We start from the raw sequence: 25,844 nt of genomic DNA, 5'->3' as shown, positions 1-25,844 counted from the left end.
GTAAATTTGCTCATCTACAGGTAGTAAGTTACATCCGTTTTGTTTTTTTACGACTTGAATCCAACTCAATGTTTCCTGTTTCCTGTTCTGTTGTTCCTTGTCCCTTAATTTCTGGCGCACTTAATCCTGTTTTCGAAGCATCTTTTTTTCGTTTTCCCATCTGATTCACCCCCTACTGCTTTATTTTGTGCCATTTACGAAAGTTCAATCGTACCGAAATGAAATTTTGCTGTTTTTCTTCGATAAACAGAGAAACCAAATTGATGAAATCGCGAGCTTTGCCAATGATCTTTCAACACAACTCGTTGACGGGCTACTCGTTTCGCCTGTTCGATATCTTCTTTTGTTACGTTCGTATATAGCGCTGCCTGTTTTAATCCCTTTATCCCATCCGACTCTTCAATACTTACTTCAAACATCGGATCCAAATAAACAACATCATATGATTTATCATCGCATTGCGCTAAAAATGAGCGAAAATCATCATGATGCACACAAATACGTCGCATCGCTTCATTAAGTTCAACTACATCGCTATCCCAATGACGTAACCCTTGTTTTGTTAAGTAAGCGATATATACACTCCCCTCAATTCCTACCACTTTTCCTTCCGAACCAACAGCTAAGCTGGCGATAATACTATCGGTCGCCAATCCAAGCGTACAATCTAAAAACGTCATCCCCTTTTGTAACTTCGTAGCTTGTAAAAACGGTTCACTTTCTCCTTTTAAAATGCGCTTTGCTCGAAAAGAAGCAGAATTAGGATGAAAAAATAACGGTTCACGTCCGTTCGGAAAATGGAGTTCTAATCTCTCTTTTCCAACGACAAGAACAGGTTGAGTTACGAATTGGTGGATGGTCGTAATGGAACGTTTTCGACGCGGAATGTATGAAGTTTGTAATTCTAACGCAATTTGTTTCGCTTTCTCGATCATTTGGTCATTCGTTCTACCTGCAGTTGTCACAATCATACGTTCACCTCAAAAGAAAAAGGATGTCTGTAGGACACCCTTAGCAATGTTTTTCAAAAGCTTGCATAATATTTTGCATAATATTTTCGAGCGAGTTTGCTTCGATATCGTGACGTGGAATAAAATGAACAACTTCTTTACCTTTTAATAATGCCATCGATGGAGAAGAAGGTTCGATACCGACAAAATACTCACGCATTTTAGCTGTCGCTTCTCGATCTTGCCCTGCAAAAACAGTAACGAGATGATTCGGTTTTTTCTCGCTCATTTGTACCGCCTGAATAGCTGCTGGACGCGCAAGCCCTGCTGCACAACCACAAACAGAATTAACGACAACAAAAGTTGTTCCTTCCACTTGTTCCATAAATTGTTCCACTTCTTCACTCGTACGTAACTCTGTAAATCCACCATTGACTAATTCATCACGCATCGGTTGTACAACTTGACGCATATATTCTTCATATGACATAAACATACGTACATCCCTCCAAATCATTCTTGCTTTTACAAGAATACAACAATGTAAATAGAAAAATCAATAAAATAAAAAACATTGAATAATTTTCTAAAAATTTTTATAATGAATGTATTTATATAATGTAAATGGAGGTTGAGGACATTGCCAATTAATATTCCACGTGATCTTCCTGCGAAAGAGGTACTAGAACAAGAAAATATTTTCGTCATGGATGAAGATCGCGCCTATTCTCAAGACATTCGACCGCTAAACATTATTATTTTAAACTTAATGCCCCAAAAAGAAAAAGCGGAAACACAATTGCTACGTTTACTTGGAAATTCACCGCTACAAGTGAATGTAACCTTCTTGCGTCCAGAAACACATGAAGCAAAAACAACATCGAAACACCATCTTGACCAATTTTATACAACATTTCAACATGTACGACATCGAAAGTATGACGGTATGATCATTACCGGGGCACCTGTTGAACATTTACCGTTTGAACAAGTCGATTACTGGAATGAATTGACCAAAATAATGGAATGGACAAAAACAAATGTCACATCTACGTTACATATTTGTTGGGGTGCACAAGCAGGGATGTACTATCACTATGGTATTCCAAAATACGATTTACCACAAAAATGTTTTGGTGTATTTGATCATGTGTTAGAACAAAAGCACGTGAAACTGATTCGTGGATTTGACGATATTCATAAAATCCCACACTCACGCCATACAGATGTGAAACGTGAACATATCGAAGCGGTTTCAGAGTTAACGATTTTATCTTCATCCGAAGAAGCTGGCGTCTGTCTCGTCATTTCAAACGATGGCAAACAAGTGTTTTTAACAGGGCACCCAGAGTATGATGCCACAACGCTAAAAGAAGAATATGAACGTGATGTGGCTAAAGGGTTGGATATACAAATTCCAAAACATTATTTTCCACATAACGATCCAAATAAACAACCGTATAACACATGGCGCTCTCACGCTAATTTATTGTTCGTCAACTGGCTCAATTATTATGTGTATCAGGAAACCCCCTACATTTGGGAGTAGGCTTTCGCTTTTCTGCGAGAGCTTTTTTATTTGTAAGTATGTAAAAAAAGAATATAATGTTTTGTATACATGAAGAAAGGAGATGTACACGTGGTTGATCAAACCCGACATATTTCTTTTATTGTAGCGGGACTGTTATTAGCTATTTTTATGGCAGCAATGGATAATACAATTGTTGCAACCGCAATCGGTACAATTGTCGCAGATTTAGGCGGCGTAGATCAATTTATTTGGGTCACATCCGCTTACATGGTGACCGTCATGGCTGGTATGCCGATATTCGGGAAATTGTCAGATATGTATGGTCGAAAACGTTTCTTTTTATTCGGATTAATCGTCTTTTTAATCGGTTCTGCGCTCTGTGGTTTAGCGCAAAGCATTGTACAACTTAGCATTTTCCGCGCGATTCAAGGAATTGGTGGCGGGGCATTAATGCCGATTGCATTTACCATCGTATTTGACGTGTTCCCACCAGAAAAACGTGGAAAAATGACAGGATTGCTCGGGGCGGTCTTTGGGATGTCAAGCGTGCTTGGTCCATTGCTCGGTGCTTATATTACCGATTATTTAAGTTGGCATTGGGTATTTTATGTGAATGTCCCAATCGGTTTATTGTCCATTTTTTTCATTGTTCGTTATTACAAAGAATCGACACAGCATACAAAACAAGCCATTGACTGGTTTGGCGCTTTGACTCTCGTTGTTGCTGTCGTTAGTTTAATGTTTGCATTAGAATTAGGTGGAAAACAATACGATTGGAAATCTGCACCTATCATTTCATTGTTTTCTATTAGCTTTGTGTTCTTTATTGCTTTCTTATATGTAGAAACAAAAGCAAAAGAGCCAATCATCTCATTTGTTTTGTTTAAACGGCGCACGTTTGCGATCGCACAACTATTAGCTTTTTTATACGGAGCGACATTCGTTATTTTAACTGTCTTTATTCCTATATTCGTACAAGCGGTATATGGCGGAACGGCCAAAAACGCAGGGCTTATTTTAATGCCAATGATGCTTGGTTCTGTTGCGGGAAGCTCGACGGCAGGAATTTCCCAAACGAAAACATCTTATCGAAACATTATGTTCGTTTCGATTATCGCCTATTTTTTTGGTATGCTTCTTCTCAGTATGATGACACCAGAAACATCGCGACTATGGTTAACTGTTTATATGGCATTAGCTGGATTTGGGGTTGGATTTTCTTTTTCACTTTTGCCATCGGCGTCTATGCATAATTTAGAGCCCCGTTTCCGTGGGACAGCGAATTCAACAAATTCATTTTTTCGTTCGCTCGGCATGACAATTGGTATAACCATTTTCGGAACGATTCAATCAAATAAGCTAGCTGCTGAATTACGCGAATCATTCGGTGCGAATACGACAACATTTTCGCTAGATCCACATGCGTTGTTTGAAACAGGAGCGCGGGCTCAAATACCACCGAACGTGCTGCAAAAAATTGTCGATGCGATGGCTTCGTCAATTACATTTACATTTTCTATTGCATTAATTCCGATCGCTCTTAGTGCAATAGCTATTTTCTTCATGGGAAACGAAAAATTAGAAGTTCAACAAAAAGGTAGGGGGCAATGATGCGTCTCCCTACCTTTTTTGCAACATAAATAACCACATAAAAGAAACGGCCTGTTTTAACTCTGTCGGTAAATGTCGGATAATAGAATTATCAATTTCGCGCTTATACACCCCTTCTCCATCAACAACTGTAAAACCATTTTCAGTAGCTAGCCGTTCAAACTCCCATGGCATCATCGTATTGCAGATCACCGCCTCATCATATAAGCGGCGATAGCTATTTACTCGCGGGGCAGCTGTCGGTCCAAGGATACCTACACAAACATATGCATTTGCTTTTAATACACGCCGCACTTCCTCAAGCGCAGCAAGCGGACGTTCCGTCCATTCAAAGCAGTTAATAATCATCGCACCTGTAAACGTTTCATCTGGAAAAGGTAAATTCATAATATCCGCTTGTTGAAAATGAAGATGTTCATGAGTTCTTCGGTTTTTGGCTAATTCAATCATTTCACTCGATAAATCTAATCCGATGACACGATATCCTTGTTGACATAGCTTATACGATCCGTATCCATCCCCACATCCAATATCTGCAATATATCCTTCTTTCGGCATATATGTCGTCACAAACGGAATAATCGTTTTTCGACTTCCTCTCTCCCACATCTCCTCGCTGCTTTGATGCCACCACTCTGCTCGCTCATCCCATTGTTTTTCAGCCTCTTTATGCCACCCGCGCATAACTCCACCCCTTTTTGAAAAAATAAACATGTTACGTTTATTGTAGCAGAAAGGAGCAAAGAACATGACAAAAAAAGTGAACGAAGGAAGCAAAAATCAAAACGCACCGACACAACATGGCAAGTTGAATGAGGGGGCAGGCGACAACAGTAAAGGACGCAAACAAAACAAAAGCCAAAACGATAAAACCGACCATTAAAAAGTCGGGCGATTAGCCCGACTACAGACTGTTGACAAAATGGGTTTCATTATTTGTTCCATTTAAACCTAAAAAAACGAGGAAAACTCCCCACCATAAAACAGCAGGACCTTCTGCAATAGGCATTCGGTGGCCAAAAATATTTTGAATGATCGAAACGAGACCAATGACGAAAAAAGTTCTTTGTACAAAACCCGCTATTTCCCTTAGAGAAAGCCCGAAAGCCTCACCGATGGCTAACGGGGCGACCACACTCCCTGCTAAAATGAAAATGAACCATATTTTAGAAAATCACCAAGTTTTGTAACTGTGATATTGGCTTCCTTCAACGCTTTACGTATGTATTTTGCAAAGTCTAATGCATGTTCCCCATCTCCGTGTATGCAGATCGTATCAGCTTGAATCGATACATCTTTCCCTTGAAGAGATGTAACTTTTCCTTCTTTTACCATACGAATAACTTGCTGGCAAGCTACGTCATGGTCTTTGATGAGAGCATTCGCTTCCCGTCTTGATGTTAAGGACCCATCCTCTTGGTAAGTGCGGTCGGAGAACACTTCGCTAGCGGTTTTAAGGCCGATTTTTTTCCCGCTTTGACAAGCTCTCCACCCGCTAATCCTAACAAGATTAATTCCGGATCTACTTTATAAACTGCTTCTGCAATGGCTTGAGCAATCGCAGCGTTTTTAGCGGCAATATTATATAATGCTCCATGTGGTTTTACATGTTGAAGCTTTCCACCTTCAGATTTTACAAATGCATATAAGGCGCCAATTTGATACACAACAATGTCGTAAGCTTCCTGAGGAGTAATATCGATGTTTCTTCTACCAAATCCCACTAAATCTTGAAATCCGGGATGAGCGCCAATTCCGACGTTTTTTTCAAGGGCTAAACGGACTGTTTTCCTCATCGTTGACGGATCGCCCGCATGGAAACCACAAGCGATATTGGCTGATGTAACATAATCTAAAATTTCTTCGTCTCTCCCCATTTTATAAGCACCAAAGCTCTCTCCCATATCACAGTTCAAATCGACAATATGCATGTTACATTTCTCCTTTCCATTTTATTGATAATGCTCGTTTCAGTTGTTGGATCTCTCTTTCTCTTTCTAAATAAAGTCTTTGTGCTTCTTCATGAGAAACTTCAACAAACTTTATTTTGTCACCTGGTTTTAATTGGGCGATGTATGGTAAATCCACGGTGGCAACTTGTCCGATTTTCGGATAACCGCCTGTCGTTTGCCGGTCAGCTAGAAGCACAATCGGATTTCCATCAGGCGGAACTTGAATGGTACCAAAATTTACGGCTTCCGAAATCATTTCTTCCGCGGATGTTAACGACAAAACGGAGCCTTTCAAACGATATCCCATCCGGTCGGATTGGGTTGTAATTTCAAATGGTTCACGAAAAAAACTTTTTTGACTTTCTTTTGAAAATAGTTGGTATTGTCTCCCCTTTATTACCCGAATGGAAGGAATTTTATTAGAAATGGGAATAAATCCAGCAGATACCGACCATTTCGTCGCTACAAACTTTTGATCTCCTATTTTTGTAGAAAAATCATGAATCATTTGGACCGATCGATTATTAGGGGGAGATAATTTTAACTCGTCACCGGTCTTTAATGGACGTCCTTTAAATCCGCCTATGCCCGCTCTAAGGTAGGTGGAAGTACTCCCCATCACACGCGGAACATCGAATCCTCCCGCAACAGCTAGATAGCTTCGGCAGCCTGTTTTACATTGCCCAAAACGAAGCTGACTACCTTTCTTTACAAGAACTGGTCGCCATAACGGAACAAATTTTCCATCAATAGAAGGTGATAAATCTCCCCCGCAAATAGATATTAGTGTATCTCTTTCAAATTCAATAACAGGACCTACCATTGTTATTTCTAAAGTAGGGGCATTTTCTTCGTTACCAACTAATAGATTTGCAATTCTGTGTGACAGTGAATCCATTACCCCGCTTACAATCACTCCAAATTTTTGAAAACCGTATCTTCCTAAATCTTGAATCGTCGTAAGGAGGCCCGGCTTAATGATTTTTATCACTGACGTCCTCCTTCCATTGTTTGTATTCTTCTATAGTGATGGGTTTAAATCGGATTTTATCCCCCGCCTTTAATAAGCTAGGTGATTTGTCATCAGGACGAAACAGCTTTATCGGTGTTCGGCCAATAAGTTGCCATCCCCCTGGCGTTTCGATCGGATAAATACCGGTCTGTTTACCAGCAATACCAACAGAACCGGCAGGAATTTTTAATCGCGGAGATTCTCTTCGCGGTGTGGCAATTTTCTCCGACATGCCTCCTATGTATGGAAATCCAGGGGCAAATCCGATCATATACACTAAATAATCACCGCTGGAATGGATATGAATGACTTCTTCAGGCGTGAGACCATTATATTCCGCAACATATTCCAAATCAGGTCCTAGCTCTCCCCCGTAACAAACTGGAATCTCCACGATCCTTTCAGATGAAAATTCACCGATCTTAAGTGATTCCAATAAGGGTTTCAATTGCCCACAAACGTAATCATACGGGAGTGTATGAGAGCTAAAATCTGAAATCTTTAACGGATCATAAAACACAGTTACTGTTGTAAATGCAGGAACATATTCGATCATCCACTCGAATGGCTGTTCATCAAACAAGGTTGTAACCATGTTTACCTTTTGATGAGTCTCTAAATTAATATCTTCGCCCAGTTCAATTATTACTGCGTTATCACCCAATGGATGAAAAAGATAATCCATTTTTACAACTCCTAACCATTTTTAGGAATAAGCAAAATCTTACTTTTTATATTAACATTTTTAGGCGTTTCAAGAAGTGGACACTATGCATGGGCCAAACGACCAGAAAGTCAACAAAAGAAAAGACAGGAAGCATTGAAAAAGCAAATCAAAAAGATTCATATCGAGTCAAGAGAAGCGTATGGCAGTCCAAAAATCACAGAAATCCTTCAGAAACAAGGGGTTAAGGTATCTCAAAAAACGGTCGCCAGAATCATGAAAGATGGTGATATTCGTTCAAAAACAAAAAAATATAAGGCAACCACAAACTCGAAGCATCATTCGCCTGTGTATCCCAACTTATTTTTCACGAGACCTTTGCAACAAGGGAAGAGATCAAACATCGGATTTTTGAATATATTGAGTGTTTTTATAATGCCAAGCGAATTCATTCTGCTAATGAGTACATGTCTCCGATGGCGTATGAGAAGATGTATCAGCAAGGCAAAAAGCAGTGAACTCTTCTCTCCACAAAGTCACGATATAAGGGGCATCTTTCCTCTTGAGAAGGGGAAGGGTTTACCAAACCGTTCTCCTTCTCAAGAGGCCACCTCTCGACTTTACGTGTCTATTTTCTTGACATAATACCAGATCTCATGTTCAACAAATGCTACCTCGTCTTCTATCATCGTTCGCTTTTTATCCATCGTCTATTCCCCCTTTAGACGATAGAATAACCGAACAAATCGTTATTCATGCAAAGGCTCGTCTGAAACAACCACTCCATCTTCATCAACATATACGTATGCACCCGGCTTCCACTCAATATCGCCAAAATGTACAATTGTATCTCGCATCCCTTTTCCTTCTTTTTTACTTTTGCGTGGGCATGTCCCAAGCGCAAGTACGCCAATTGGCATATTTCCTATTTCTTTTGAATCACGAATGCACCCATGTACAATAATGCCAGCCAATTGACGGTCACACGCAATTTGTGCAAGCCGATCTCCAACAAGAGCGCACTTGTTTGAACCTTTGCCATCCACAACGACGACGCTTCCTGCCGGTGCCGTTTCTAGCGCTTCCCGAACAAGAACGTTATCATCACATACATCGACGGTTGTAATTCGTCCATAAAACGTTGCTTTTCCACCGTAATTTCGGAATGAAAGAGAGCAAACACGGACACTTTCTCCATATTGATCACACAAATCTGCCGTTTTCATCCTCATCCCCCACTTTTGTCAATCTCATCACAATAATAGTCAATCTATTCTAAAAAATCAATAAATTAAAATAAGAAGATCGAGCTACTATCTTCAATCGCACCATTTGTTAAAAAATAAATGAACAAAACAAGAAAGCAATAAAAAAGGAGTGTTTCCAAAAAGCTAGACGTACGATACGTTATCACAAACCGATATCTTTTTTTAGAAAATGGCCATAGTAACGGAACACCTTGACTTGAACAATAGTCAGCTAAAACATGAAACGCATATCCAAGACATAACCCGAGCGTAAAAGGAGAAAAATATTGCAATAATAAAACGATAGTGATAGCCCCCCATGCTAATAATGAATGGGTAAACCCACGATGACCAAACGCCTTATTCACCTGCTTGGCAACCCCAAACGAGCGACGACCGATGTATGAGTTAGGCTCATCAATATCTGGAAGCAAACTCCCGAGCGTCAGCCCAGCCGCATAGGCGATTGTAAATGAAACAGGAGTGTACGCAGCAATCCCGGTTCCAACCGCTAATGATGAAACAATATGAGTATGATAACGCATCGTTTTTCCCTTCCTTTTGTAAACGTTTTATATAATATTCGTTATTAATATTCATGAATTCGAGACGGTTTTTTCAATAAATGTTCACCGCTCCAGCCAACTTTGTGAAACTATTAGCATTATACTAATGTATGAACAAACTGACAAATAAAGCTGGTGAGGAAAATGAAAAAGAGTACACCCGCAGAATTAACCGTTATGAAAAGTTTAGCATTTTTAGCTGTTGTTTTTCAAAGCGCGTTACTATACGTAATGAATTATCGTTCCCCTCATCCAGAGGAAGCGATTATGATTGGCATGCTGTTTCATTTCGTCAAATTTTCTGCTCCTGTGTTCGTGTTTTTAGTAGGATTTCATATGGTGCAACAGAAAGAAGCGATTCATTATCGACGTTACGTATCCCATAAATGGGTAGAACTCATGATTCCGTATATCATATGGTCATTTGTTTACTTTATATTATTTTCTAGTCATCTGCATGTACTTGATGCAATGAAACAACTACTGCTCGGCGAGGCAGCACCGCATTTATGGTACGTCGTAATGATTATACAATTTCATTTACTCATTTTAATCATTGTTCCATTTTTCCGTTGGCTTGATCAAAAAAAGTATTGGAAATCATTTATTATCGTTAGCGCAATTATTTACATTGGCTTCATTACGTTCATTTCTCCAATTGTTCAAAGCACGTCATATATACATTATATCGATCGTACGTTTTTAGCTTATTTCTTTTATTTTGGCCTAGGCGGCATGGCTGCGTACACGCTCCCAACATGGCGGAAATTCGTCATTCGAGTTATTCCACTTAACACATTTTTGTTTTTATCACTTTTTATCTTTGTTAGTTATGAGCTATTTACATCACAAGGCATCTTTTCTATCGATTTAACGACGATTACGTATTTAAAGCCTTCGATGGTGTTGTATGTCACATCAGAAATTTTCTTGCTATACGCTTTATCGATTACCATTGTGCAAACAAAATCTCGATTGTATACGGCGTTACGTTTCATTAGTCGATATACTTATGGAGCATATATTGCACATATGTTTTTCTTATACGTGTTTGCACCAATCATTCCGACAACGATGTATTCGATGTTGCAAGCTGTTATATTATTTACAATCACAACAATCGTTTCCATTGGCGTTTGCTATATTATACATGCTACACCACTTAGCTTGCTGTTTATCGGTCAAGCGCGCGAACATCGGACTATTTCTATCCTATCGCTATCGAAATCTAAAAAGAGTGTCCCAAGTTAATATTTGGGATGCTTTTTTATTTTGTTCACACAAACCACTTCTTATTTCAAACATATAATGTTTGAACACCTGAATCCGTGATGGTTGGAAATCAACTTTGATTTTGGTGTTAGTTCTATGGATATATGATCCATACATCCCTTTTTTTGATGATTCCCTGCACCACTTTCATGTTTGAAAACGAGATAAATCCTCTTTTATGGAGATACAAACCAAAAAAGAGACAAAAAAAGTACAGGGGGGAGTGATGGATATGAGTACCCGAACATCTGTTTGTTATCTTGCCTCTTTCCATTTTTGATACACATTCAGTAGGAGTATACTGTACCCACTCCTTCGCGTCAGTTTCATCCAGATCTGTCGTGATCGGCGGACGAGTCGACCTGCCATCGTGATCACCGTCTGAATGATCGTCTTGATGCGGCGGCGTTTCACTTTATGATGTAATGGATGTCTCGGATCGCTTAATAGATCTTGTCCAATCAGGCGAAGAAGGTTGTACACGAATGCTCCCATGACTAACACGAGCGCATTCGTTTTCATCTTCCCTGATGGAAGTCGCTCTAAATCTAAGTCGCTTTTCAGTTCGCTATGAAACTGTTCGCATGTCGCATGATCGTGATACAATGCGAGCACATCACTCATTCGAACATGCTCGTATCCTTCGAGGCGCACCCAGTAGCTTTCGACTTCGTAATCAGGAACGAGCATCAGCTGTCCATTTCGTTCCATCGTTCGTTCCGTCACTTGGGTGACTTGAACGTACGTATACGTGTGTCCATCGATTGCTGCTGTCTGTGGAAGGCATAACTCATACGTTTGTACTCCTTCTGTTTGTCCATCATCGACGCGTCTGCCCTTTTGCGAAGCGATCTGGAACCAAAGCGCTTTCGATTCTCGGCGTAAGTTTCGCTTGATGACAAAGTCCACGTCTTCCTTTAGACATACGTGCACATTCGCTTCCGCATCGTTCCCTGCATCCATGCGGACAAGCAGACGAGACGAGGTCAGCGGACGAGCTCGACGGATGGCGGTAGTTAAAAACGAAGGCATGTTGTCTTGTACATGTTGTTTCCCTGGACGCAGCTCGGCATGAACGATATACCCTTCCTTCCCTGCGTACGCAAACAACGGCGTAAAACCGTCAAATCCTTTATACGTTCGACTCACTCCTTCTTTTTTCGTATCGGAGTTATCAAATGGGGAAGCATCTATATCAAGGGGAAGCCATGTCGTTTTCCCTTTCGTCCAACAAGCGGACAAGGTAGCGTGTTGTCGAACCAACAGACGCATCGATTCCTCCCAAATGATGGTTTCGGTCATCGGGAGACAAGCGAGCTGATCGAGACGCTGTCGCAACGTTGGGGAGGAAGGTACGTGCCGAATGCCCATTGATGTCGAAAAGATATCGTCCTGACGATACGCTTCGATATGATCAAAATCCGTTTTTCCTGTGGCAAGCAAGCCGATCATCGAGCGAATGACGTCGCTATGGGAAATGTGCACATCTCGACGAACCGTTGGGAGCCGAAGTGCGTTTACTCGTTTATCCAGCTTCGTTTGGTGCAGTAAGTAGCCCACGAGAGCAAGCCCAGCACTTGGAGTAATCGCTTCATCTGTCAATACAAACCGAATCGGGAAATCTTTCATCACATTCACCTACTTGATGAAGAGTCGTCAACGTCGTTTTCCCTTATCGTATCAACGGTTTGCGACCATTGTAAAGATGTTTTGTCACGGATTCAGGTGAACAAATAGAGCTACAGAAACTGGAATATCAATATTTTCTACTCGTGCAACAATTTTTACGCGCAGCTCACGAACAAGAACGCGCACATGTTGTCACTGAACTACAAAAAAACTGGTGAACTCTTTTTACAAACAGCAAAAAAATGTTGCAATGACTTAGAGAAAATTGAGAAAATTAAAAATATGATCACTGCCATCATGGAACAAACTAATTTGCTTGCCTTAAATGCTGCTATTGAAGTCGCGCGGGTCGGTGATCACGGAAAAGGATTCGCTGTGCTCGTTGATGAAGTCCGCAAACTATCCGAGCAGTCAAAAGAAGCGGCAAAAGAAATCGAAACAATGCTAGATAGAATAAAAGTGGAAACAAAAAAAGTATCGCAATCCATGGAACATAGTACAAGAAAACTCGTTGATGGCGAGACATATTACGATACTGCAGAACGCTCATTTTGCGCAATTGACGAGTCTGTGGAACAAGTGTTTTCTAAAGTGCAAACCACATCGGCAACTATTGAGCAAATAACCGCCATTTCCAACGAGCTAATCCAAACAATGAGTCAACTGAAGCAACTTTCTGAGCAAGTGATGCAAAGAAGCAATGAAAGCATAATAACAGTTGAAGAACAATTAGCTATGAACGAACAAATCACTTCTAGTGCCCAAACGCTTGCCGAACTCGACGAGCAACTCCGCACAACAGTTGAGTCATTTCGTATGTAGACGTGCCATATTTGTGCACGTCTACATCATGCTATAGTACTTTGCTAACTCGATGACCATCGCTCCCATTCTTTCATGAGCCGGTGCGATCACACGATTAATTCCTTCCTCTTGTAACGCTTCTTTCGTTACTTTTCCAACAGCAACAGCTACGATATCTTTAGCAAAAGCCTGCTTGATCTGTTCGACATATCCGTGCTCACGAACAAACGAGAAGAAAAAGCGAACTTGAATCGCTGATGTAAAACAAACCGCTTGCACAGCACGGGAAATAATATCATCAGTAAGCTGCTTCATTACATCGAATGTAGGCGGAGTATGTCGATATGGCCATATTTCCTTATATAAAGCCCCTCGCTTCACTAAAAATTGTTGTAATGATGGAATGGAATCTCCATAAAGCTGGACAACAACTTTTTTACTTTTCCAGTCGACTTCTTGTAATGCGCGGATCAAACCTTTTGTTGTTCCGTCGTCTGCACATATGCAAGGGGTAATTCCATATGTACGTAATACATTCATCGTTTTATAACCACGCACCGCTACATGTGCACGACGAATGGACTGAAGCAGTAATTGTTCAATCCCATATTCCTTTGCCTTTTTGATCAATGCCTCTACACCAATCCCCGTTGTAAAAATAAACCAATCATTTTGTTCGTGAACGATATGATGAAGATGTTGCTCTAACTCTTCATTCAAAAATGTCGTTCCTTGGGCGGGTCGCAAAATCGGAATCCCCCCTTGTTTGATAATGAGCGCGCTCATTTCTTCAATTTTTCGTGAAGCACATAGCACAATCTTTTTGTTTGCTAATGCCTTTTCCATACGTCGTCCCCCTTTTTCTTCCCATCATATCATATAAAAGTGAAAAGTAGTGCAAAATTTGTTGAATCTTGACATAAAACATCGAACTGTTTTGTGTTCACAACGTAACTACATTAGCTTACAATGTAAAAGAAATCATCCGACATAAATATTCTTATTATTCTGAAATACATGTCGAAAGGAGCGGGCTTATATGCCCCCACTAATTGAAGAAGTATTGCTTAACCTATTTTTTATTATATTGGCGTTGCTAATTGCTCCTATTTGGCTTGAAGAACGTCGCATATCCGATCGCTCAAAGGCCATTTTAAAAACGTTTTCAATCGGCATATGTATTGTCTTTTGTATGATGTTTCCTATTCAAACAACAAATGGGTTCGTTTTTGATTTACGGCAAGTGGCGATTTGGATTGGTGGCTTGTACGGTGGGGCGTTCTCTACCCTTTTTCTTGCAATGATCACTATAATTTATCGGATGATGATTGGCGGAACGGAAGGTATTATTGTCACAATAATCATTACGACCATTCAAATCATCGTCTGTTTATTTTTTTATAAAAAGTTTCAAACACATTTATCTTCCAAACAACGAATTACCACCATCACTGCTCTATCAGTTGGAACAGCTGTTTTAACGATCATATTATCTCATATATGGATGAATGATGAGCGACAGCTTATCCGTATGCTTTCGACATATTTTTCAGCTCAACCACTTACAGCATTTTTAGGTTCTTATATTACCGAGGCGATTCAAAAACATAGCGATCTTCGACGTCGCATCATTCGCGCTGAGAAAATAGAAGTTGTTGGACATTTAGCTGCTTCCATTTCACATGAAGTACGAAACCCGTTAACCGTATCTAGAGGATTTATGCAATTGTTGTTACAAAGTGAACGAGTAAACTATAAGGATAGACAGTATATTCAAATTGCCATTGAGGAAATTGATCGCGCGGAAGCAATCATTACAGATTATTTGACATTTGCTAAACCTGCGCCAGAACACGTCGAAAGGTTAAATGTCAAAACCGAAATTGAGCGAGTCATTGATATTTTACGTCCTCTTGCAAACATGAGTAGTATCGAAATTCAAGCTTTCCTTTTGCCATTTGCCGTAAAAGGAGAGCGTCAAAAATTTCAACAATGTTTACTGAACGTAATGAAAAATGCCATTGAAGCCATGCCAAACGGAGGAACGTTGCGCATTAACGTATCGATTGATAAAGATTATGTGTTGATTCATATTAGTGATACCGGAGTTGGAATGACAAAAGAACAAATTGAACGTCTAGGTGAACCTTACTTCACAACAAAAGGAACGAAAGGGACAGGCCTTGGAATGATGGTTGTTTACCGCATTGTTGAAACAATGAAAGGCGATTTGTTTATTCATAGTGAAGTCGGTCAAGGAACAGACGTATATATGTACTTTCCTTCATATTATAAATCAGATGTCGAAAAATCATCCAAACGCTCTGTTGAACAAGTTAGTTGTTAACTTGTTCTTTTTTTAATTTGATCATTTAGAACATAGTTTAATTAAATAAAAGGTCGTTTCGTACACGACCTTTTACAACTGTTTGGCAAAATTACGACCAAACGCAATACATAGTTGCTTTTCTTCTTTTGTCGGCGTCAATTCTACTTTCAGTCCCTCGAGGACGACTTCTGCGCCGCGCTCCTGTAATTTTTCAATTAAAATGTCGACAGCTGCACCATACTTCTCATAACTCGAATCGCACGAACCGAAAACAGCAGCTTTTTTACCTGTTAAATCAACGTCATCTAGTTCATCGTAAAAATCTAAAAAGTCATCAGGTAATTCTCCATCTCCCCATGTGTACGCCCCCAGCAAAATCCCGTCATATTGTTCAAGCTCTACCGCCACGGCATCTAACACTTCTTTTACATCCAACTCGATCCCTTGTTCACGAACTCCTTCGGCAATCGCTTCAGCCATCTCTTCTGTATTCCCTGTCATACTTGTAAATATCATTATTGCTTTTGGCATGCATAGTCCCCCCTACGTATATAAGTGATAATCACTTTCAATAATTATATTAAATGATAATGATTATCTTTGTCAATTTTTTAAAAAGAAAAGTTTGAGTCAAGACTTTGTGGGAGATTTTTTTCTCGACCGATTTTTTTGGTTATATATGGTTTTATAAAATCGTTATATGTAAGCGCTTTTACTTACTCTCATCCTGTAGGTATGTGCGTTTTCTCTCGTTTTAAAAACCTTTCAATGCTTGCAATGCCTCGTAAATCGGTGTCCCTGAAGATTGGCGAAGGTATGGGATGTTATCTCGTACCACTTCTGTCATTTGCGTTTGCACGCGCTTCAGTGCCTTTTTCACGATCGTTTCTCGTTTCGTTTCTTCTCGTTCTTCCACGCCATACATCACTCCATCGCGTGTCCGAATGAGTAACGTATCTTTTATCGCGACGATCGCTCGCAACATCGCTTCAATCCCTGCATCCCTCCAACTTCGACCGTTTTTACTTCGTTTCGCAAACACATGCATCGTTCCTTCCGCACTCCCCATCGCCCTCATGTTTGTCGTGTCAATCCCTTTTTCCTTCAACCATACGCGATAGTCACGCAAACATCCTGGCATCTCCTCGATTCGACGAACAAGCGCCTCGAGTTGCTTTTCCTTCTCCTCATGTTCTAACGTACCGATGGCACTTGTGAGTTCTCGTAACACACCTTCTTCATCCCATGATGCTAACTTCTTTCGAATCACCCGATATCTCGCATGACCTCGGAACAATTGACGAATCTCTCTTGCCACATGGAACCGATCAAGCTGAAAGTACCCCCTGTCCCCGAAATATTCTCGACACGCTGTAATCCATGGGGCTCCATCTCCATTGATGACCACCCAATCCTCAAACGGATCATAGCTGTATTCCTTCATCAGAAAATTCTCTACAGCTTCCCAAATCGGTTCATTCGTTTGATGAACCATATACCGTCGATTCACTAAGGATACGCGTTTCCCGTTTTTCTCCCATCCTTGGTGAATCGTGATGATCTTTTCTTCTTTTCCTTTGATGCGGCTTCGTTGACGTTTCACGTACAACCCGTCTGCTTCGATAAAAAACACGCGCCCTTTTTTCTCCATCGCACGGTGCCCTTCCACCTCTGCCTCGATGATGGACTGGCGAATCGTTTCGTGACTCATACATGCATACCCCACCAGCTTTTCAAGCGACTGCGCAGCCTGTCGATACGAAGAACCCGTCACGGCGAGATGAATCGCTGTCTCCTCTAATAGCGGACTCACTCCATGCGCCCCATCGAACTGGAGAAAGACATCGAGTAAAGACGTATACACCTTTTTTTCACGGTCAAAGTAGTAGTTTCGCTTCACTTCCACCTCTCCAAATAGCGTTTGGAGTCGGATCGTCCGCTTATCTTTGAGCGCATATCGTTTCTTGTCCCTCTGTTCTGCCAATGTGCGGTCGATCTCCTCCAACACCTGTTGAAGGAGATGACCATATTGTTTTTGCATATGTCTAAATAAAGACTGTTCGATCTCTTTTAATGTCAAGCCGTTTGTGATATAATCCTGCATGGGCTCCACTCCTTTCTTTGGTTGTATTTTTTTTTCACACTTACTACCTTACCAGGAGGAGAGCCCGTTTTTCATCTATTTTGCTTACATATCTGACAGGTTCCTTATTATACCAAATCAGGAACCTGTCTTTTTTTCTCCCACAAACATTTTACTCATACAAAAGAAAAAAACGCGCGATGTTGTCATCGCACGCTTACTTTTTATCTATTATTCTTTTACTTCTTTTTTCCACAAACCAACCATGAATGCAGTCACAAGTGAACCAATTAAAATGGCAAGCACATATAACAACGGGTTTCCTTTTACGATCGGGATTACAAAAATTCCACCATGTGGAGCTGGGAGACCGATGCCAAACATCATCGTCAACGCTCCGGCAACCGCTGAACCAACAATAATTGATGGAATGACACGTCCTGGATCAGCCGCTGCAAACGGAATGGCTCCTTCTGTGATAAATGAAGCCCCCATAATATAGCATGTTTTTCCTGCTTCCCGCTCTGCTTTTGTAAATTTCTTTTTAAATAATGTTGTCGCAATCGCTAATCCTAAAGGTGGAACCATTCCACCTGCCATAATAGCTGCATGCGGTGCATAGTTCCCTGCATCAATCATCGCAATTCCAAACGTAAACGCCGCTTTATTGATTGGTCCACCCATATCGACTGCCATCATTCCTCCAAGGACAAGGCCAAGTAAAACAAGGTTACCTGTGCCCATATTTTCAAGCCATGTCTTCATTCTTTCATTTAATGCTTTTACCGGATCAATAACGACGTACATCATAATAAGTCCTGTAAGTAGTATACCGAATAACGGATAAAGAAGAACAGGTTTAATTCCTTCGAGTGATTGTGGCAAACGGCTAAACCATTTTTTCAATCCAACAACGAGATAACCGGCTAAAAATCCCGCAATTAGTCCACCTAAAAAACCAGCGCCACCATTCGCTGCCATAAATCCTCCGACCATCCCCGGTGCAAATCCTGGGCGATCCGCAATGCTCATTGCAATGAAGCCAGCCAATACAGGAATCATGAGTGCGAATGCACTACCACCACCGATGTCCATTAATGCTTTTGCAATCGGATGGAATGACGGATCATTTGGATCAAACGCTTTAATACCAAAAATAAATGAGATCGCAATTAAAATTCCGCCACCAACAACGAACGGAAGCATATTCGATACGCCATTCATTAAGTGTTTATAAAAACCTGTTCGTTCTTTTGACGCATACGAACGGTTTCCACCACTTGCACGATAAATTGAGGCATCTTGTTTTAATGCTCGTTCAATGAGTTGCTCTGGTTTACGGATCGCATCAGCAACCGGTACTTGAATAACATGTTTACCGTCAAAGCGATCCATTTCTACTTGTTTATCTACTGCAACGATAATGGCAACAGCATCTTCAATTTCTTGTTGTGTTAACTCATTTTTCACCCCGCTTGAACCATTCGTTTCTACCTTTATGTCCACTCCCATTTCTTTTGCTTTCGCCTTCAGAGCATCAGCAGCCATATACGTATGCGCAATCCCTGTCGGACAAGCTGTAACAGCCAATATTCTCTTTTTCCCAAACTGTTGTTTTTCTTCTGTCATCGTTTCCCCCTCCTTTTCTTGTATCGCTTGAATAATGTCGCGCTTTGTTGAAGCGCTTTCAATTTTCAAACGGAATGATGCGTCCATTAACAACGTCGATAATCGGGAGAGCGCTTCCAAATGTGTGTCATTTGCTCCTTCAGGCGCTGCGATCATAAAAAACAAATGGCTTCGTTTTCCGTCTAACGCATCGTAGTCAATTCCTTCTTTTGAGCGTCCAAAAACAACCGCCGGGGTACGAACTGCTTTCGTTTTCGCATGTGGAATAGCAATTCCTTCACCAATTCCTGTCGTACTTTGCGCCTCTCGTGCAAAAATCGCTTCTAGAAACATTTCGCGATCATACAATTTCCCAGTCTTCTCTAGCACATCTGCTAATTCCTCGATGACTTCTGTTTTTGTTTTTGACTTCAAATCAAGGACAATTGTATCTTCTGTCAATATATCCGTAATCCTCATACAGCATCCTCCATTCTTGTAATAGTCACTTCACTTAACAAACGATGAACCCCGTCCTCCGTACATAAATCTTCAGAAAAAGCTGTTGCACTACCGGCCGCAACGCTATATCGAAATGCTTCTTCAAGTGGTGCTTCGTTCACGTACGCAGCTAAAAATCCTGCTACCATCGAATCACCTGCCCCAACTGAATTTTTTACCATTCCTTTTGGGGCTTGAGCGATTAATATGACGTCTTTATGGAACAAAATTGCCCCATCTCCAGCAAGGGAAACAATGACATGTTGCACACCATTGTCAATTAGTTTTTTTCCGTATTCTATAATTTGATGGCGACTATGAATACTCACTCCGAACAATTCCCCAAGCTCCATTTGATTCGGTTTAAGTAAAAATGGTTCGTATGCGATTGCTTGTTTCAATGCACTACCACTCGTATCAACAACAACTGCAACTTTTCGTTTTTTCGCTTCTTCCATCATCATGACGTAAAATGTATCATCTATCGACGGCGGAAGGCTTCCTGCTAAAACAAGTATATCTCCTTTTTTTATCTGCTTAATTTTATCGATCAGCGCTTCTTTATGTTTATCGCTAATGACAGGCCCTTCGCCATTTATTTCTGTTTCTCTTTCTCCTTTTAACTTAATGTTTAATCGCGTTTGTCCAGGTACAGTAATAAAATCCGTTAAAATATGTTCTCGTTTCAATTCATCAGCAATGAACTGTCCGGTAAATCCACCAATAAACCCGAGGGCAATATTATGAATGTGTAGTCGTTTTAGCACGCGTGATACATTAATTCCTTTCCCCCCAGGAAAATAGGATGTTTTTGTCGCACGATTTAATTTTCCAAGTTCGATCTGTTGCGCTTCAACAACATAGTCGACGGAAGGGTTTAACGTACATGTATAAATCATCATTTCACAACCTCTACTGTCGTTTTTGTTTCGTACATCGCTAGCAATTCTTCATCCGTTTCATTTGTAATCATTGTTGCTTCTCGTAATTCTGCAATTTTCGCAAATGTGCTTTCGTTAAGTTTTGAATGATCCGCTAATACGAAAGCTTGTCGGGATAAATGAATCGCTGTTTGTTTCATATATGCTTCCTCAGGATCCGGAGTTGTATACCCAAAGTCAATATGAACACCATTTACTCCAATAAAACATTTATCAAAGCTATATTGTTGCAACGAATGGATCGCTCCTCGACCAATTAACGCATTCGTTTTTTTCTTAATGAACCCCCCAACGAGATATGTTGGAATGTCTTTTTCTAATAGTGCCTCAATATGCATAATACCGTTAGTGACTACGACGATATTTTCTGCTTCGATATAAGGAATCATCTGTAACGTTGTCGTTCCCGCATCTAAATAAATACAATCTCCATCTTGAATAAGACTAGCCGCATATTTGCCGATGAGCTGTTTTTCATGAATGTTTTTCGTCGATTTTTCAAAAACGCTCAACTCTTCTCTTTTTTGTTGTAATAGCGCTGCTCCGCCGTGGACACGCTTCAATTTTTTTTTCTTTTTCCAGCTGGCTTAAATCACGACGAATCGTCGATTCTGAGCATTGCGTTGCTTCGACCAATTCATGTAACTTTACAACTTCTTTTTCTTGTAACAACTGCAAAATAATACGATGCCGTTCTGGTGTTAACAACTTTACACCTCCTTTTTAAACCGCTTACATTTTTATCATACTGAAATATATACAAAAAATCAACCAAATTCATTCAATTTTAATCAAAAATAATCATTTTATTTCATATATCATTCACAAACGATCAATTTTCAGAAAAAATAAAAACTGCCTCACGGTGAGACAGTTTTGTTTTCATTTCCGACTTTCTCAGGATAATATTCTCCAATCATTTGGATAAATGGCTCGACATATTGAGGATCGAATTGCGTCCCAGAACAGCGGCGCAATTCAACAATTGCTTCGGAGAATGTTTTTGTTCGTTGATACGGGCGGTCTGTTGTCATCGCATCAAATGAATCAATAATACACAAAATACGTGCTAATTTCGGGATCTCTTCGCCTTTCAGTCCATAAGGATATCCTCGTCCATCATAACGTTCATGATGAAGTTCAACAAGAGGAATCACTTCTTCAAACCGACCATCCGAAAGGACAATTTCTTTCCCCCATATAACGTGTTTTTTCATTATTTCCCATTCATCTGGATCAAGCTTGCTTGTTTTGTTAATAATATCTCGTGAAACTTCGATTTTTCCAATATCATGAACAAGCGCCCCTAAAACGAGTGTACGTTTTTCCTCTTCCGTAAGAGTTAAACGATCGCTAAATTCCATTGCATATTTAAATACACGTTTACTATGACGGTATGTATATACATCTTTATAAAGCAACAATTTTAACTGCTCTTCAATCGCATCTAAATCTTCTTTAAATTTCAATGCATCACGCGATATTCTTTTCGCATCGTACAATTGTACATTATTTTTCCCTTGTGCTTTTGAATAATAAAGCGCTTGATCAGCCTTATGTAATAGTTCACTTTCTTCATACATGTCAGACTCATACTCCGCAACTCCACATGAAAACGAAATGCAACGATACGGAAGGCGGTCAACTCCGTCAAATGGTGTATCGTTTAATTTTTTTCGTAATTGATCCATAAAAGCTGCTGCTTCATGTTTTGTTATTCTGGGTAAAGCAATCGCGAACTCCTCTCCACCATAACGGGCAACAATATATCCTAAATCTTTTGTTTCGTTTCTCAAAAATTCCCCAACAAACTTTAATAATCGATCACCTTGCACATGACCATGATAATCATTATATTTTTTAAAATCATCTAAATCTAAAAAAGCGATCGAAAACTGGGCACCTGTTTTTTTCGTCTCCCGAAATAATTCCTTTAAGTAATCTTTAAAATATCCGTGGTTATATAAGCCGGTGAGGTAATCTTTATTTGCCTGATTGGCCATTTCTTGATACCACTCAAGCACTTTTCCGAATGTAATAGACAGCAAAACAACTAAAACCGTAAACAAAAACAATCCAAAAAACCCTTCGTTATCGATTAAGATAATAAGCACTAAAGAGAGCAGGAGTGTGACGAAATAAATAAAAAAAACTTCTTTTAAGAGTCCAAAATTGAATATACCTGTAAACTTCGATTGTATGGAGCGATAAAAACCAATTAAAATTACTACATTTATCACAAAATATACAATTAAACTTAAGAAATAAGGATAGAGATTATATACAATCTCCCCCCCCACCTTTCCATTTAGAAAACTAAATGAAAAGCTAGTGAAAAATATCATGGTTAAATACATAAAGAAATTCAAAAGATGAGCCCATATCGGAACAGTACGATTATACATAATTTGAATCAAGTAAAATAACAACAATACCCAAGAGGCTACGAACAATCCAAAGTGGAGAACTGTCGCTAAGAAAACAGCAGAGTCCATAGAAAATGAACTTTTATTTTGAACGATTTGAATTTCAAAACGACTCAAAATAAACGCGGAGATAGATAAAAAATAAATCCATACCCACTCTTCAAGATGCGGAAAACGAAAGGAAAAATTAAATACGAAGACACTTAGTGCACAGGTAACTACCCCCAGAACACAAATATACACTCTCGACCAAACTGTTGTCATACACTAATCACTCATCCTAAAGCTGTATTTTTATAATCATAATTATATAAACATATACATTAAAAGGGAGTTATCCTCCCTCTTTTTTCTACCCAATCACTTTAATGGCAGATGTCAACGCAACAACAACAGAACCGATAACGAGGAGATTAATAAGTACGTTTTTCACGCGTGCGTTCATGTGTTTCACCTCCCTTCATGTATTGGTTGGGAAGCATTTGTTTGTTTCTCTTTCATCATTAAATACTGAATAAACAAAAAGACACCGATATTCATGACAACGTCGCCAATGCTAATCACTTTCGCTCGCGGATAAGGTGGCGCTAACGGAATGATGTCGCCTAAGAACGGAAATATCGTATCAGCTGTAATAGCTGTATGCTTTCCGTAAAGTCCCGTTTTTAAAAGTTCAACGTATTCTTGTCCTAAAACGGCTTGGGTAGCTTCAAGTGATACAGGCATTCTACCACCGTTTAATGCAATAACAATAAAGTTTAAAAGCACGCCTGCGAAGATCGTTTTCATTCCCGGATAATGGCGATTAAGCCAAATAAATGTTAGTCCAACGATGTAAACGATAATAAATGTGACGTTGCTTATATTCGCTAGAAAAGCAATTCGGTCTTGCAATAGGAAGAAAATCCATTGCACAAGCAACAGCACAGGGAAGATCCAACCGCCTTTTAACTTTAATGTCGCGATCCCTTTAAAATTGCCTCCGCGAAATAAACCGATTAAAATGCTCAAAATAATCCCATCATATACCATATAGCCCTCACATTTCTTTAAAAACAAAATTTTTTTCTTTTTTATTGATTATATTATCACATTTTTTCGGATGTGAAAACGGTTATATTAACAAAATATTTTGTTTTTCTTATTGATTATTTAGAACATAGTTTTATTTATAAAAATAAACCGACTGCCCAAAAGACAGTCGGTTTGACTCTTTATTTAAACATTTGGGCAGCACGAACTGCTTTTTTCCATCCATCATAAAGTTGTTGTTGAACATCAACATTCATTTTTGGTTCAAAAGCACGATCTATATTCCATTGTTTCGCAATCTCTTCTCTACTTTGCCAATAGCCAACCGCGAGCCCTGCTAAGTAAGCAGCACCGAGAGCAGTCGTTTCGTTCACAACTGGTCTTTCAACGGGTACGCCGAGGATGTCACTTTGAAATTGCATTAGAAAATTGTTTTTTACCGCTCCACCATCAACACGTAACGTTTTTAACGTAATCCCCGCATCCGCTTCCATTGCAGTTAGCACATCTTTCGTTTGATATGCAAGTGACTCAAGCGTTGCGCGAATAAAGTGCTCTTTTGTCGTTCCGCGTGTCAAGCCAAATACCGCTCCTCGTACATCGCTATCCCAATATGGCGTTCCGAGTCCTACAAACGCAGGCACAACATATACCCCATCTGTTGATTGTACTTTTGTCGCATATGCTTCGCTATCTTTTGCTTCCTTAATCATTCGTAATCCGTCACGCAACCATTGAATGGCAGATCCAGCAACGAAAATGCTTCCTTCTAGCGCATATTCAACTTTTCCATCAATTCCCCATGCAATCGTTGTTAACAAACCATGATTCGATTGCACAGCTTTTTCCCCTGTATTCATCAGCATAAAACAACCTGTTCCATACGTGTTTTTCGCCATACCTTCTTCAAAGCATGCCTGCCCAAACAAAGCTGCCTGTTGATCTCCTGCAATACCAGCGATCGGCACTTCTTGCCCGAAGAAATGGTACGGTGCTGTATGTGCGTAAATTTCTGAAGATGGTCGAACATCTGGCAACATCGCTTTTGGCACATGCAAAATGTTAAGGAGTTCATCATCCCATCTTTGTTCATAAATATTGAACATTAACGTTCTTGAAGCGTTAGAGTAGTCTGTCACATGCACTTTTCCACCAGATAGCTTCCAAGTAAGCCATGTATCAATCGTTCCAAATAATAACTCCCCTCGTTCCGCTTTTTCTCGTGCTCCTTCCACATGATCTAAAATCCATTTCACTTTCGTTCCTGAAAAGTAAGCATCAATAAGCAAACCTGTTTTTTCACGAAACACATCATCATATCCAGCTTGCTTTAACTGCTCACAAATTTGTGCTGTCTGGCGCGATTGCCACACGATGGCATTATATATTGGCTGGCCTGTTTGCTTATCCCACACGACTGTCGTTTCACGCTGGTTTGTTATACCGATTGCGGCGATTTGCTTTGGTTCGACAGCTGCCTCTGACAATACCGTTGCAATGACAGCTAAAATAGAACCCCAAATTTCATTTGGGTTATGCTCCACCCATCCTGGCTGTGGAAAATATTGTGTAAACTCTTTTTGTGCAATATGAACAATTTCCCCTTTTTGATTAAATAAAATAGCACGTGAACTCGTTGTTCCTTGATCAAGAGCTAAAATGTACATACACCTATCCCCCTTACAA

General features: G+C 40.0%; 25 protein-coding genes and 3 pseudogenes. 8 read left to right on the top strand and 20 right to left on the bottom strand.

What is annotated here, in order from left to right; translation table 11 throughout:
* Positions 1-28: 28 nt before the first annotated feature.
* From NST18_RS06725 to NST18_RS06715, 3 genes are read right to left on the bottom strand one after another with little or no spacing between them, the layout of a single operon-like run.
* Complete coding sequence (locus NST18_RS06725) at positions 29-160, bottom strand: YuzL family protein (RefSeq protein ID WP_080601142.1); 132 nt, start codon at positions 158-160, stop codon at positions 29-31.
* 34 nt (positions 161-194) lie between these two features.
* Positions 195-971 carry a class I SAM-dependent methyltransferase gene (locus NST18_RS06720; RefSeq protein WP_004890511.1) on the bottom strand — a complete coding sequence of 259 codons (777 nt, stop codon included), beginning with the start codon at positions 969-971 and terminating at the stop codon, positions 195-197.
* A gap of 40 nt (positions 972-1,011) precedes the next feature.
* On the bottom strand, positions 1,012-1,446 hold the full coding sequence (locus NST18_RS06715) for a BrxA/BrxB family bacilliredoxin (RefSeq protein ID WP_004890513.1): 435 nt from the start codon (positions 1,444-1,446) through the stop codon (positions 1,012-1,014).
* Between the two features lie 144 nt (positions 1,447-1,590).
* On the opposite strand from NST18_RS06715, the gene metA reads away from it, so the two are divergent.
* Positions 1,591-2,499, top strand: coding sequence for a homoserine O-acetyltransferase MetA (gene metA, locus NST18_RS06710; RefSeq protein WP_004890517.1), 909 nt, complete (start codon positions 1,591-1,593; stop codon positions 2,497-2,499).
* 90 nt (positions 2,500-2,589) lie between these two features.
* Positions 2,590-4,092: an MDR family MFS transporter gene (locus tag NST18_RS06705; protein ID WP_064214219.1), complete on the top strand. Its 1,503-nt coding sequence runs from the start codon at positions 2,590-2,592 to the stop codon at positions 4,090-4,092.
* 9 nt (positions 4,093-4,101) lie between these two features.
* Here the strand turns inward: NST18_RS06705 and NST18_RS06700 are convergent, their stop codons facing one another.
* Positions 4,102-4,776 carry a class I SAM-dependent methyltransferase gene (locus NST18_RS06700; protein ID WP_004890518.1) on the bottom strand — a complete coding sequence of 225 codons (675 nt, stop codon included), beginning with the start codon at positions 4,774-4,776 and terminating at the stop codon, positions 4,102-4,104.
* A gap of 64 nt (positions 4,777-4,840) precedes the next feature.
* On the opposite strand from NST18_RS06700, the gene NST18_RS06695 reads away from it, so the two are divergent.
* Positions 4,841-4,975 (top strand): hypothetical protein, encoded by a 135-nt coding sequence (locus tag NST18_RS06695; protein WP_268915713.1) that lies wholly within the window; start codon positions 4,841-4,843, stop codon positions 4,973-4,975.
* 21 nt (positions 4,976-4,996) lie between these two features.
* On the opposite strand, the gene NST18_RS06690 is transcribed toward NST18_RS06695, so the two are convergent.
* The 4 genes and pseudogenes from NST18_RS06690 to pxpB form a co-directional block, all read right to left on the bottom strand.
* Positions 4,997-5,227: a purine/pyrimidine permease gene (locus NST18_RS06690; protein ID WP_064214218.1), complete on the bottom strand. Its 231-nt coding sequence runs from the start codon at positions 5,225-5,227 to the stop codon at positions 4,997-4,999.
* An 8-nt stretch (positions 5,228-5,235) separates the two neighbouring features.
* Positions 5,236-6,023 (bottom strand): annotated as a pseudogene (pxpA, locus tag NST18_RS06685) (5-oxoprolinase subunit PxpA).
* A gap of 1 nt (position 6,024) precedes the next feature.
* On the bottom strand, positions 6,025-7,035 hold the full coding sequence (locus NST18_RS06680; RefSeq protein WP_064214217.1) for a 5-oxoprolinase subunit C family protein: 1,011 nt from the start codon (positions 7,033-7,035) through the stop codon (positions 6,025-6,027).
* Positions 7,019-7,741: a 5-oxoprolinase subunit PxpB gene (gene pxpB / locus NST18_RS06675; protein WP_004890530.1), complete on the bottom strand. Its 723-nt coding sequence runs from the start codon at positions 7,739-7,741 to the stop codon at positions 7,019-7,021. The genes NST18_RS06680 and pxpB overlap by 17 nt, the downstream gene beginning before the upstream one ends.
* 60 nt (positions 7,742-7,801) lie before the next feature.
* Between pxpB and NST18_RS15175 the strand changes: the two are divergent.
* Positions 7,802-8,083, top strand: a pseudogene (locus NST18_RS15175) (IS3 family transposase); the annotation flags it as partial.
* Positions 8,083-8,238 carry an IS3 family transposase gene (locus tag NST18_RS15170; protein ID WP_155116452.1) on the top strand — a complete coding sequence of 52 codons (156 nt, stop codon included), beginning with the start codon at positions 8,083-8,085 and terminating at the stop codon, positions 8,236-8,238. The pseudogene NST18_RS15175 and the gene NST18_RS15170, both read left to right, overlap by 1 nt.
* A 231-nt stretch (positions 8,239-8,469) precedes the next feature.
* Here NST18_RS15170 and rraA read toward each other — a convergent pair whose 3' ends face one another.
* Positions 8,470-8,946: a ribonuclease E activity regulator RraA gene (gene rraA / locus NST18_RS06670; RefSeq protein WP_004890534.1), complete on the bottom strand. Its 477-nt coding sequence runs from the start codon at positions 8,944-8,946 to the stop codon at positions 8,470-8,472.
* Positions 8,947-9,011: 65 nt separating this feature from the next.
* Positions 9,012-9,512 carry a metal-dependent hydrolase gene (locus NST18_RS06665; RefSeq protein ID WP_004890537.1) on the bottom strand — a complete coding sequence of 167 codons (501 nt, stop codon included), beginning with the start codon at positions 9,510-9,512 and terminating at the stop codon, positions 9,012-9,014.
* Positions 9,513-9,677: 165 nt separating this feature from the next.
* Between NST18_RS06665 and NST18_RS06660 the strand changes: the two genes are divergently transcribed.
* Positions 9,678-10,784: an acyltransferase gene (locus tag NST18_RS06660; protein WP_004890538.1), complete on the top strand. Its 1,107-nt coding sequence runs from the start codon at positions 9,678-9,680 to the stop codon at positions 10,782-10,784.
* Positions 10,785-11,060: 276 nt separating this feature from the next.
* Here NST18_RS06660 and NST18_RS06655 read toward each other — a convergent pair whose 3' ends face one another.
* Positions 11,061-12,434 (bottom strand): IS1380 family transposase, encoded by a 1,374-nt coding sequence (locus tag NST18_RS06655; protein WP_088223305.1) that lies wholly within the window; start codon positions 12,432-12,434, stop codon positions 11,061-11,063.
* 186 nt (positions 12,435-12,620) lie between these two features.
* Between NST18_RS06655 and NST18_RS06650 the strand changes: the two genes are divergently transcribed.
* Positions 12,621-13,256 (top strand): methyl-accepting chemotaxis protein, encoded by a 636-nt coding sequence (locus tag NST18_RS06650; RefSeq protein WP_004890541.1) that lies wholly within the window; start codon positions 12,621-12,623, stop codon positions 13,254-13,256.
* A 21-nt stretch (positions 13,257-13,277) separates the two neighbouring features.
* On the opposite strand, the gene NST18_RS06645 is transcribed toward NST18_RS06650, so the two are convergent.
* On the bottom strand, positions 13,278-14,084 hold the full coding sequence (locus tag NST18_RS06645) for a uroporphyrinogen-III synthase (protein ID WP_004890543.1): 807 nt from the start codon (positions 14,082-14,084) through the stop codon (positions 13,278-13,280).
* A 193-nt stretch (positions 14,085-14,277) separates the two neighbouring features.
* On the opposite strand from NST18_RS06645, the gene NST18_RS06640 reads away from it, so the two are divergent.
* Positions 14,278-15,585 carry an ATP-binding protein gene (locus NST18_RS06640; protein WP_004890545.1) on the top strand — a complete coding sequence of 436 codons (1,308 nt, stop codon included), beginning with the start codon at positions 14,278-14,280 and terminating at the stop codon, positions 15,583-15,585.
* A gap of 72 nt (positions 15,586-15,657) precedes the next feature.
* On the opposite strand, the gene NST18_RS06635 is transcribed toward NST18_RS06640, so the two are convergent.
* The 8 genes and pseudogenes from NST18_RS06635 to glpK form a co-directional block, all read right to left on the bottom strand.
* Positions 15,658-16,098, bottom strand: a complete 441-nt coding sequence (locus NST18_RS06635; RefSeq protein WP_004890548.1) for a flavodoxin — start codon at positions 16,096-16,098, stop codon at positions 15,658-15,660.
* 223 nt (positions 16,099-16,321) lie between these two features.
* On the bottom strand, positions 16,322-17,671 hold the full coding sequence (locus NST18_RS06630; RefSeq protein WP_088223306.1) for an ISLre2 family transposase: 1,350 nt from the start codon (positions 17,669-17,671) through the stop codon (positions 16,322-16,324).
* 210 nt (positions 17,672-17,881) lie between these two features.
* On the bottom strand, positions 17,882-19,738 hold the full coding sequence (locus tag NST18_RS06625; RefSeq protein ID WP_004890550.1) for a PTS fructose transporter subunit IIABC: 1,857 nt from the start codon (positions 19,736-19,738) through the stop codon (positions 17,882-17,884).
* Positions 19,735-20,658, bottom strand: a complete 924-nt coding sequence (pfkB, locus tag NST18_RS06620) for a 1-phosphofructokinase (RefSeq protein ID WP_035018662.1) — start codon at positions 20,656-20,658, stop codon at positions 19,735-19,737. Before pfkB ends, NST18_RS06625 begins: the two co-directional genes overlap by 4 nt.
* Positions 20,658-21,408 (bottom strand): annotated as a pseudogene (locus tag NST18_RS06615) (DeoR/GlpR family DNA-binding transcription regulator). The gene pfkB and the pseudogene NST18_RS06615 overlap by 1 nt, the downstream one beginning before the upstream one ends.
* A gap of 152 nt (positions 21,409-21,560) precedes the next feature.
* Positions 21,561-23,390 (bottom strand): diguanylate cyclase, encoded by a 1,830-nt coding sequence (locus NST18_RS06610; protein ID WP_192948550.1) that lies wholly within the window; start codon positions 23,388-23,390, stop codon positions 21,561-21,563.
* 186 nt (positions 23,391-23,576) lie between these two features.
* Entirely contained in the window at positions 23,577-24,158 is a 582-nt protein-coding gene (locus NST18_RS06605) for a DUF5317 domain-containing protein (RefSeq protein WP_004890556.1), read from the bottom strand.
* Positions 24,159-24,340: 182 nt separating this feature from the next.
* The gene (gene glpK, locus NST18_RS06600; RefSeq protein ID WP_004890561.1) at positions 24,341-25,825 is read right to left on the bottom strand and encodes a glycerol kinase GlpK; all 1,485 of its coding nucleotides are present in this window, start codon (positions 25,823-25,825) and stop codon (positions 24,341-24,343) included.
* Between the last annotated feature and the right edge of the window lie 19 nt (positions 25,826-25,844).

The organism is Anoxybacillus sp. FSL W8-0104, assembly GCF_038004465.1.
In the GTDB taxonomy this organism is placed as follows: domain Bacteria; phylum Bacillota; class Bacilli; order Bacillales; family Anoxybacillaceae; genus Anoxybacillus; species Anoxybacillus flavithermus_G.
The sequence above is the reverse complement of the archived record's forward strand: the minus strand, read 5'-3'. Positions and strand labels throughout refer to the sequence as shown.

Coding starts and splice junctions, on each gene's coding strand:
- NST18_RS06725 (WP_080601142.1), bottom strand. CDS start 160: ATGGGAAAACGAAAAAAAGATGCTTCGAAAACAGGATTAAGTGCGCCA.
- NST18_RS06720 (WP_004890511.1), bottom strand. CDS start 971: ATGATTGTGACAACTGCAGGTAGAACGAATGACCAAATGATCGAGAAA.
- NST18_RS06715 (WP_004890513.1), bottom strand. CDS start 1,446: ATGTTTATGTCATATGAAGAATATATGCGTCAAGTTGTACAACCGATG.
- NST18_RS06700 (WP_004890518.1), bottom strand. CDS start 4,776: ATGCGCGGGTGGCATAAAGAGGCTGAAAAACAATGGGATGAGCGAGCA.
- NST18_RS06695 (WP_268915713.1), top strand. CDS start 4,841: ATGACAAAAAAAGTGAACGAAGGAAGCAAAAATCAAAACGCACCGACA.
- pxpB (WP_004890530.1), bottom strand. CDS start 7,741: ATGGATTATCTTTTTCATCCATTGGGTGATAACGCAGTAATAATTGAA.
- rraA (WP_004890534.1), bottom strand. CDS start 8,946: ATGAAAACGGCAGATTTGTGTGATCAATATGGAGAAAGTGTCCGTGTT.
- NST18_RS06665 (WP_004890537.1), bottom strand. CDS start 9,512: ATGCGTTATCATACTCATATTGTTTCATCATTAGCGGTTGGAACCGGG.
- NST18_RS06660 (WP_004890538.1), top strand. CDS start 9,678: ATGAAAAAGAGTACACCCGCAGAATTAACCGTTATGAAAAGTTTAGCA.
- NST18_RS06655 (WP_088223305.1), bottom strand. CDS start 12,434: ATGAAAGATTTCCCGATTCGGTTTGTATTGACAGATGAAGCGATTACT.
- NST18_RS06650 (WP_004890541.1), top strand. CDS start 12,621: ATGTTGTCACTGAACTACAAAAAAACTGGTGAACTCTTTTTACAAACA.
- NST18_RS06645 (WP_004890543.1), bottom strand. CDS start 14,084: ATGGAAAAGGCATTAGCAAACAAAAAGATTGTGCTATGTGCTTCACGA.
- NST18_RS06640 (WP_004890545.1), top strand. CDS start 14,278: ATGCCCCCACTAATTGAAGAAGTATTGCTTAACCTATTTTTTATTATA.
- NST18_RS06635 (WP_004890548.1), bottom strand. CDS start 16,098: ATGCCAAAAGCAATAATGATATTTACAAGTATGACAGGGAATACAGAA.
- NST18_RS06630 (WP_088223306.1), bottom strand. CDS start 17,671: ATGCAGGATTATATCACAAACGGCTTGACATTAAAAGAGATCGAACAG.
- NST18_RS06625 (WP_004890550.1), bottom strand. CDS start 19,738: ATGAGGATTACGGATATATTGACAGAAGATACAATTGTCCTTGATTTG.
- pfkB (WP_035018662.1), bottom strand. CDS start 20,658: ATGATTTATACATGTACGTTAAACCCTTCCGTCGACTATGTTGTTGAA.
- NST18_RS06610 (WP_192948550.1), bottom strand. CDS start 23,390: ATGACAACAGTTTGGTCGAGAGTGTATATTTGTGTTCTGGGGGTAGTT.
- NST18_RS06605 (WP_004890556.1), bottom strand. CDS start 24,158: ATGGTATATGATGGGATTATTTTGAGCATTTTAATCGGTTTATTTCGC.
- glpK (WP_004890561.1), bottom strand. CDS start 25,825: ATGTACATTTTAGCTCTTGATCAAGGAACAACGAGTTCACGTGCTATT.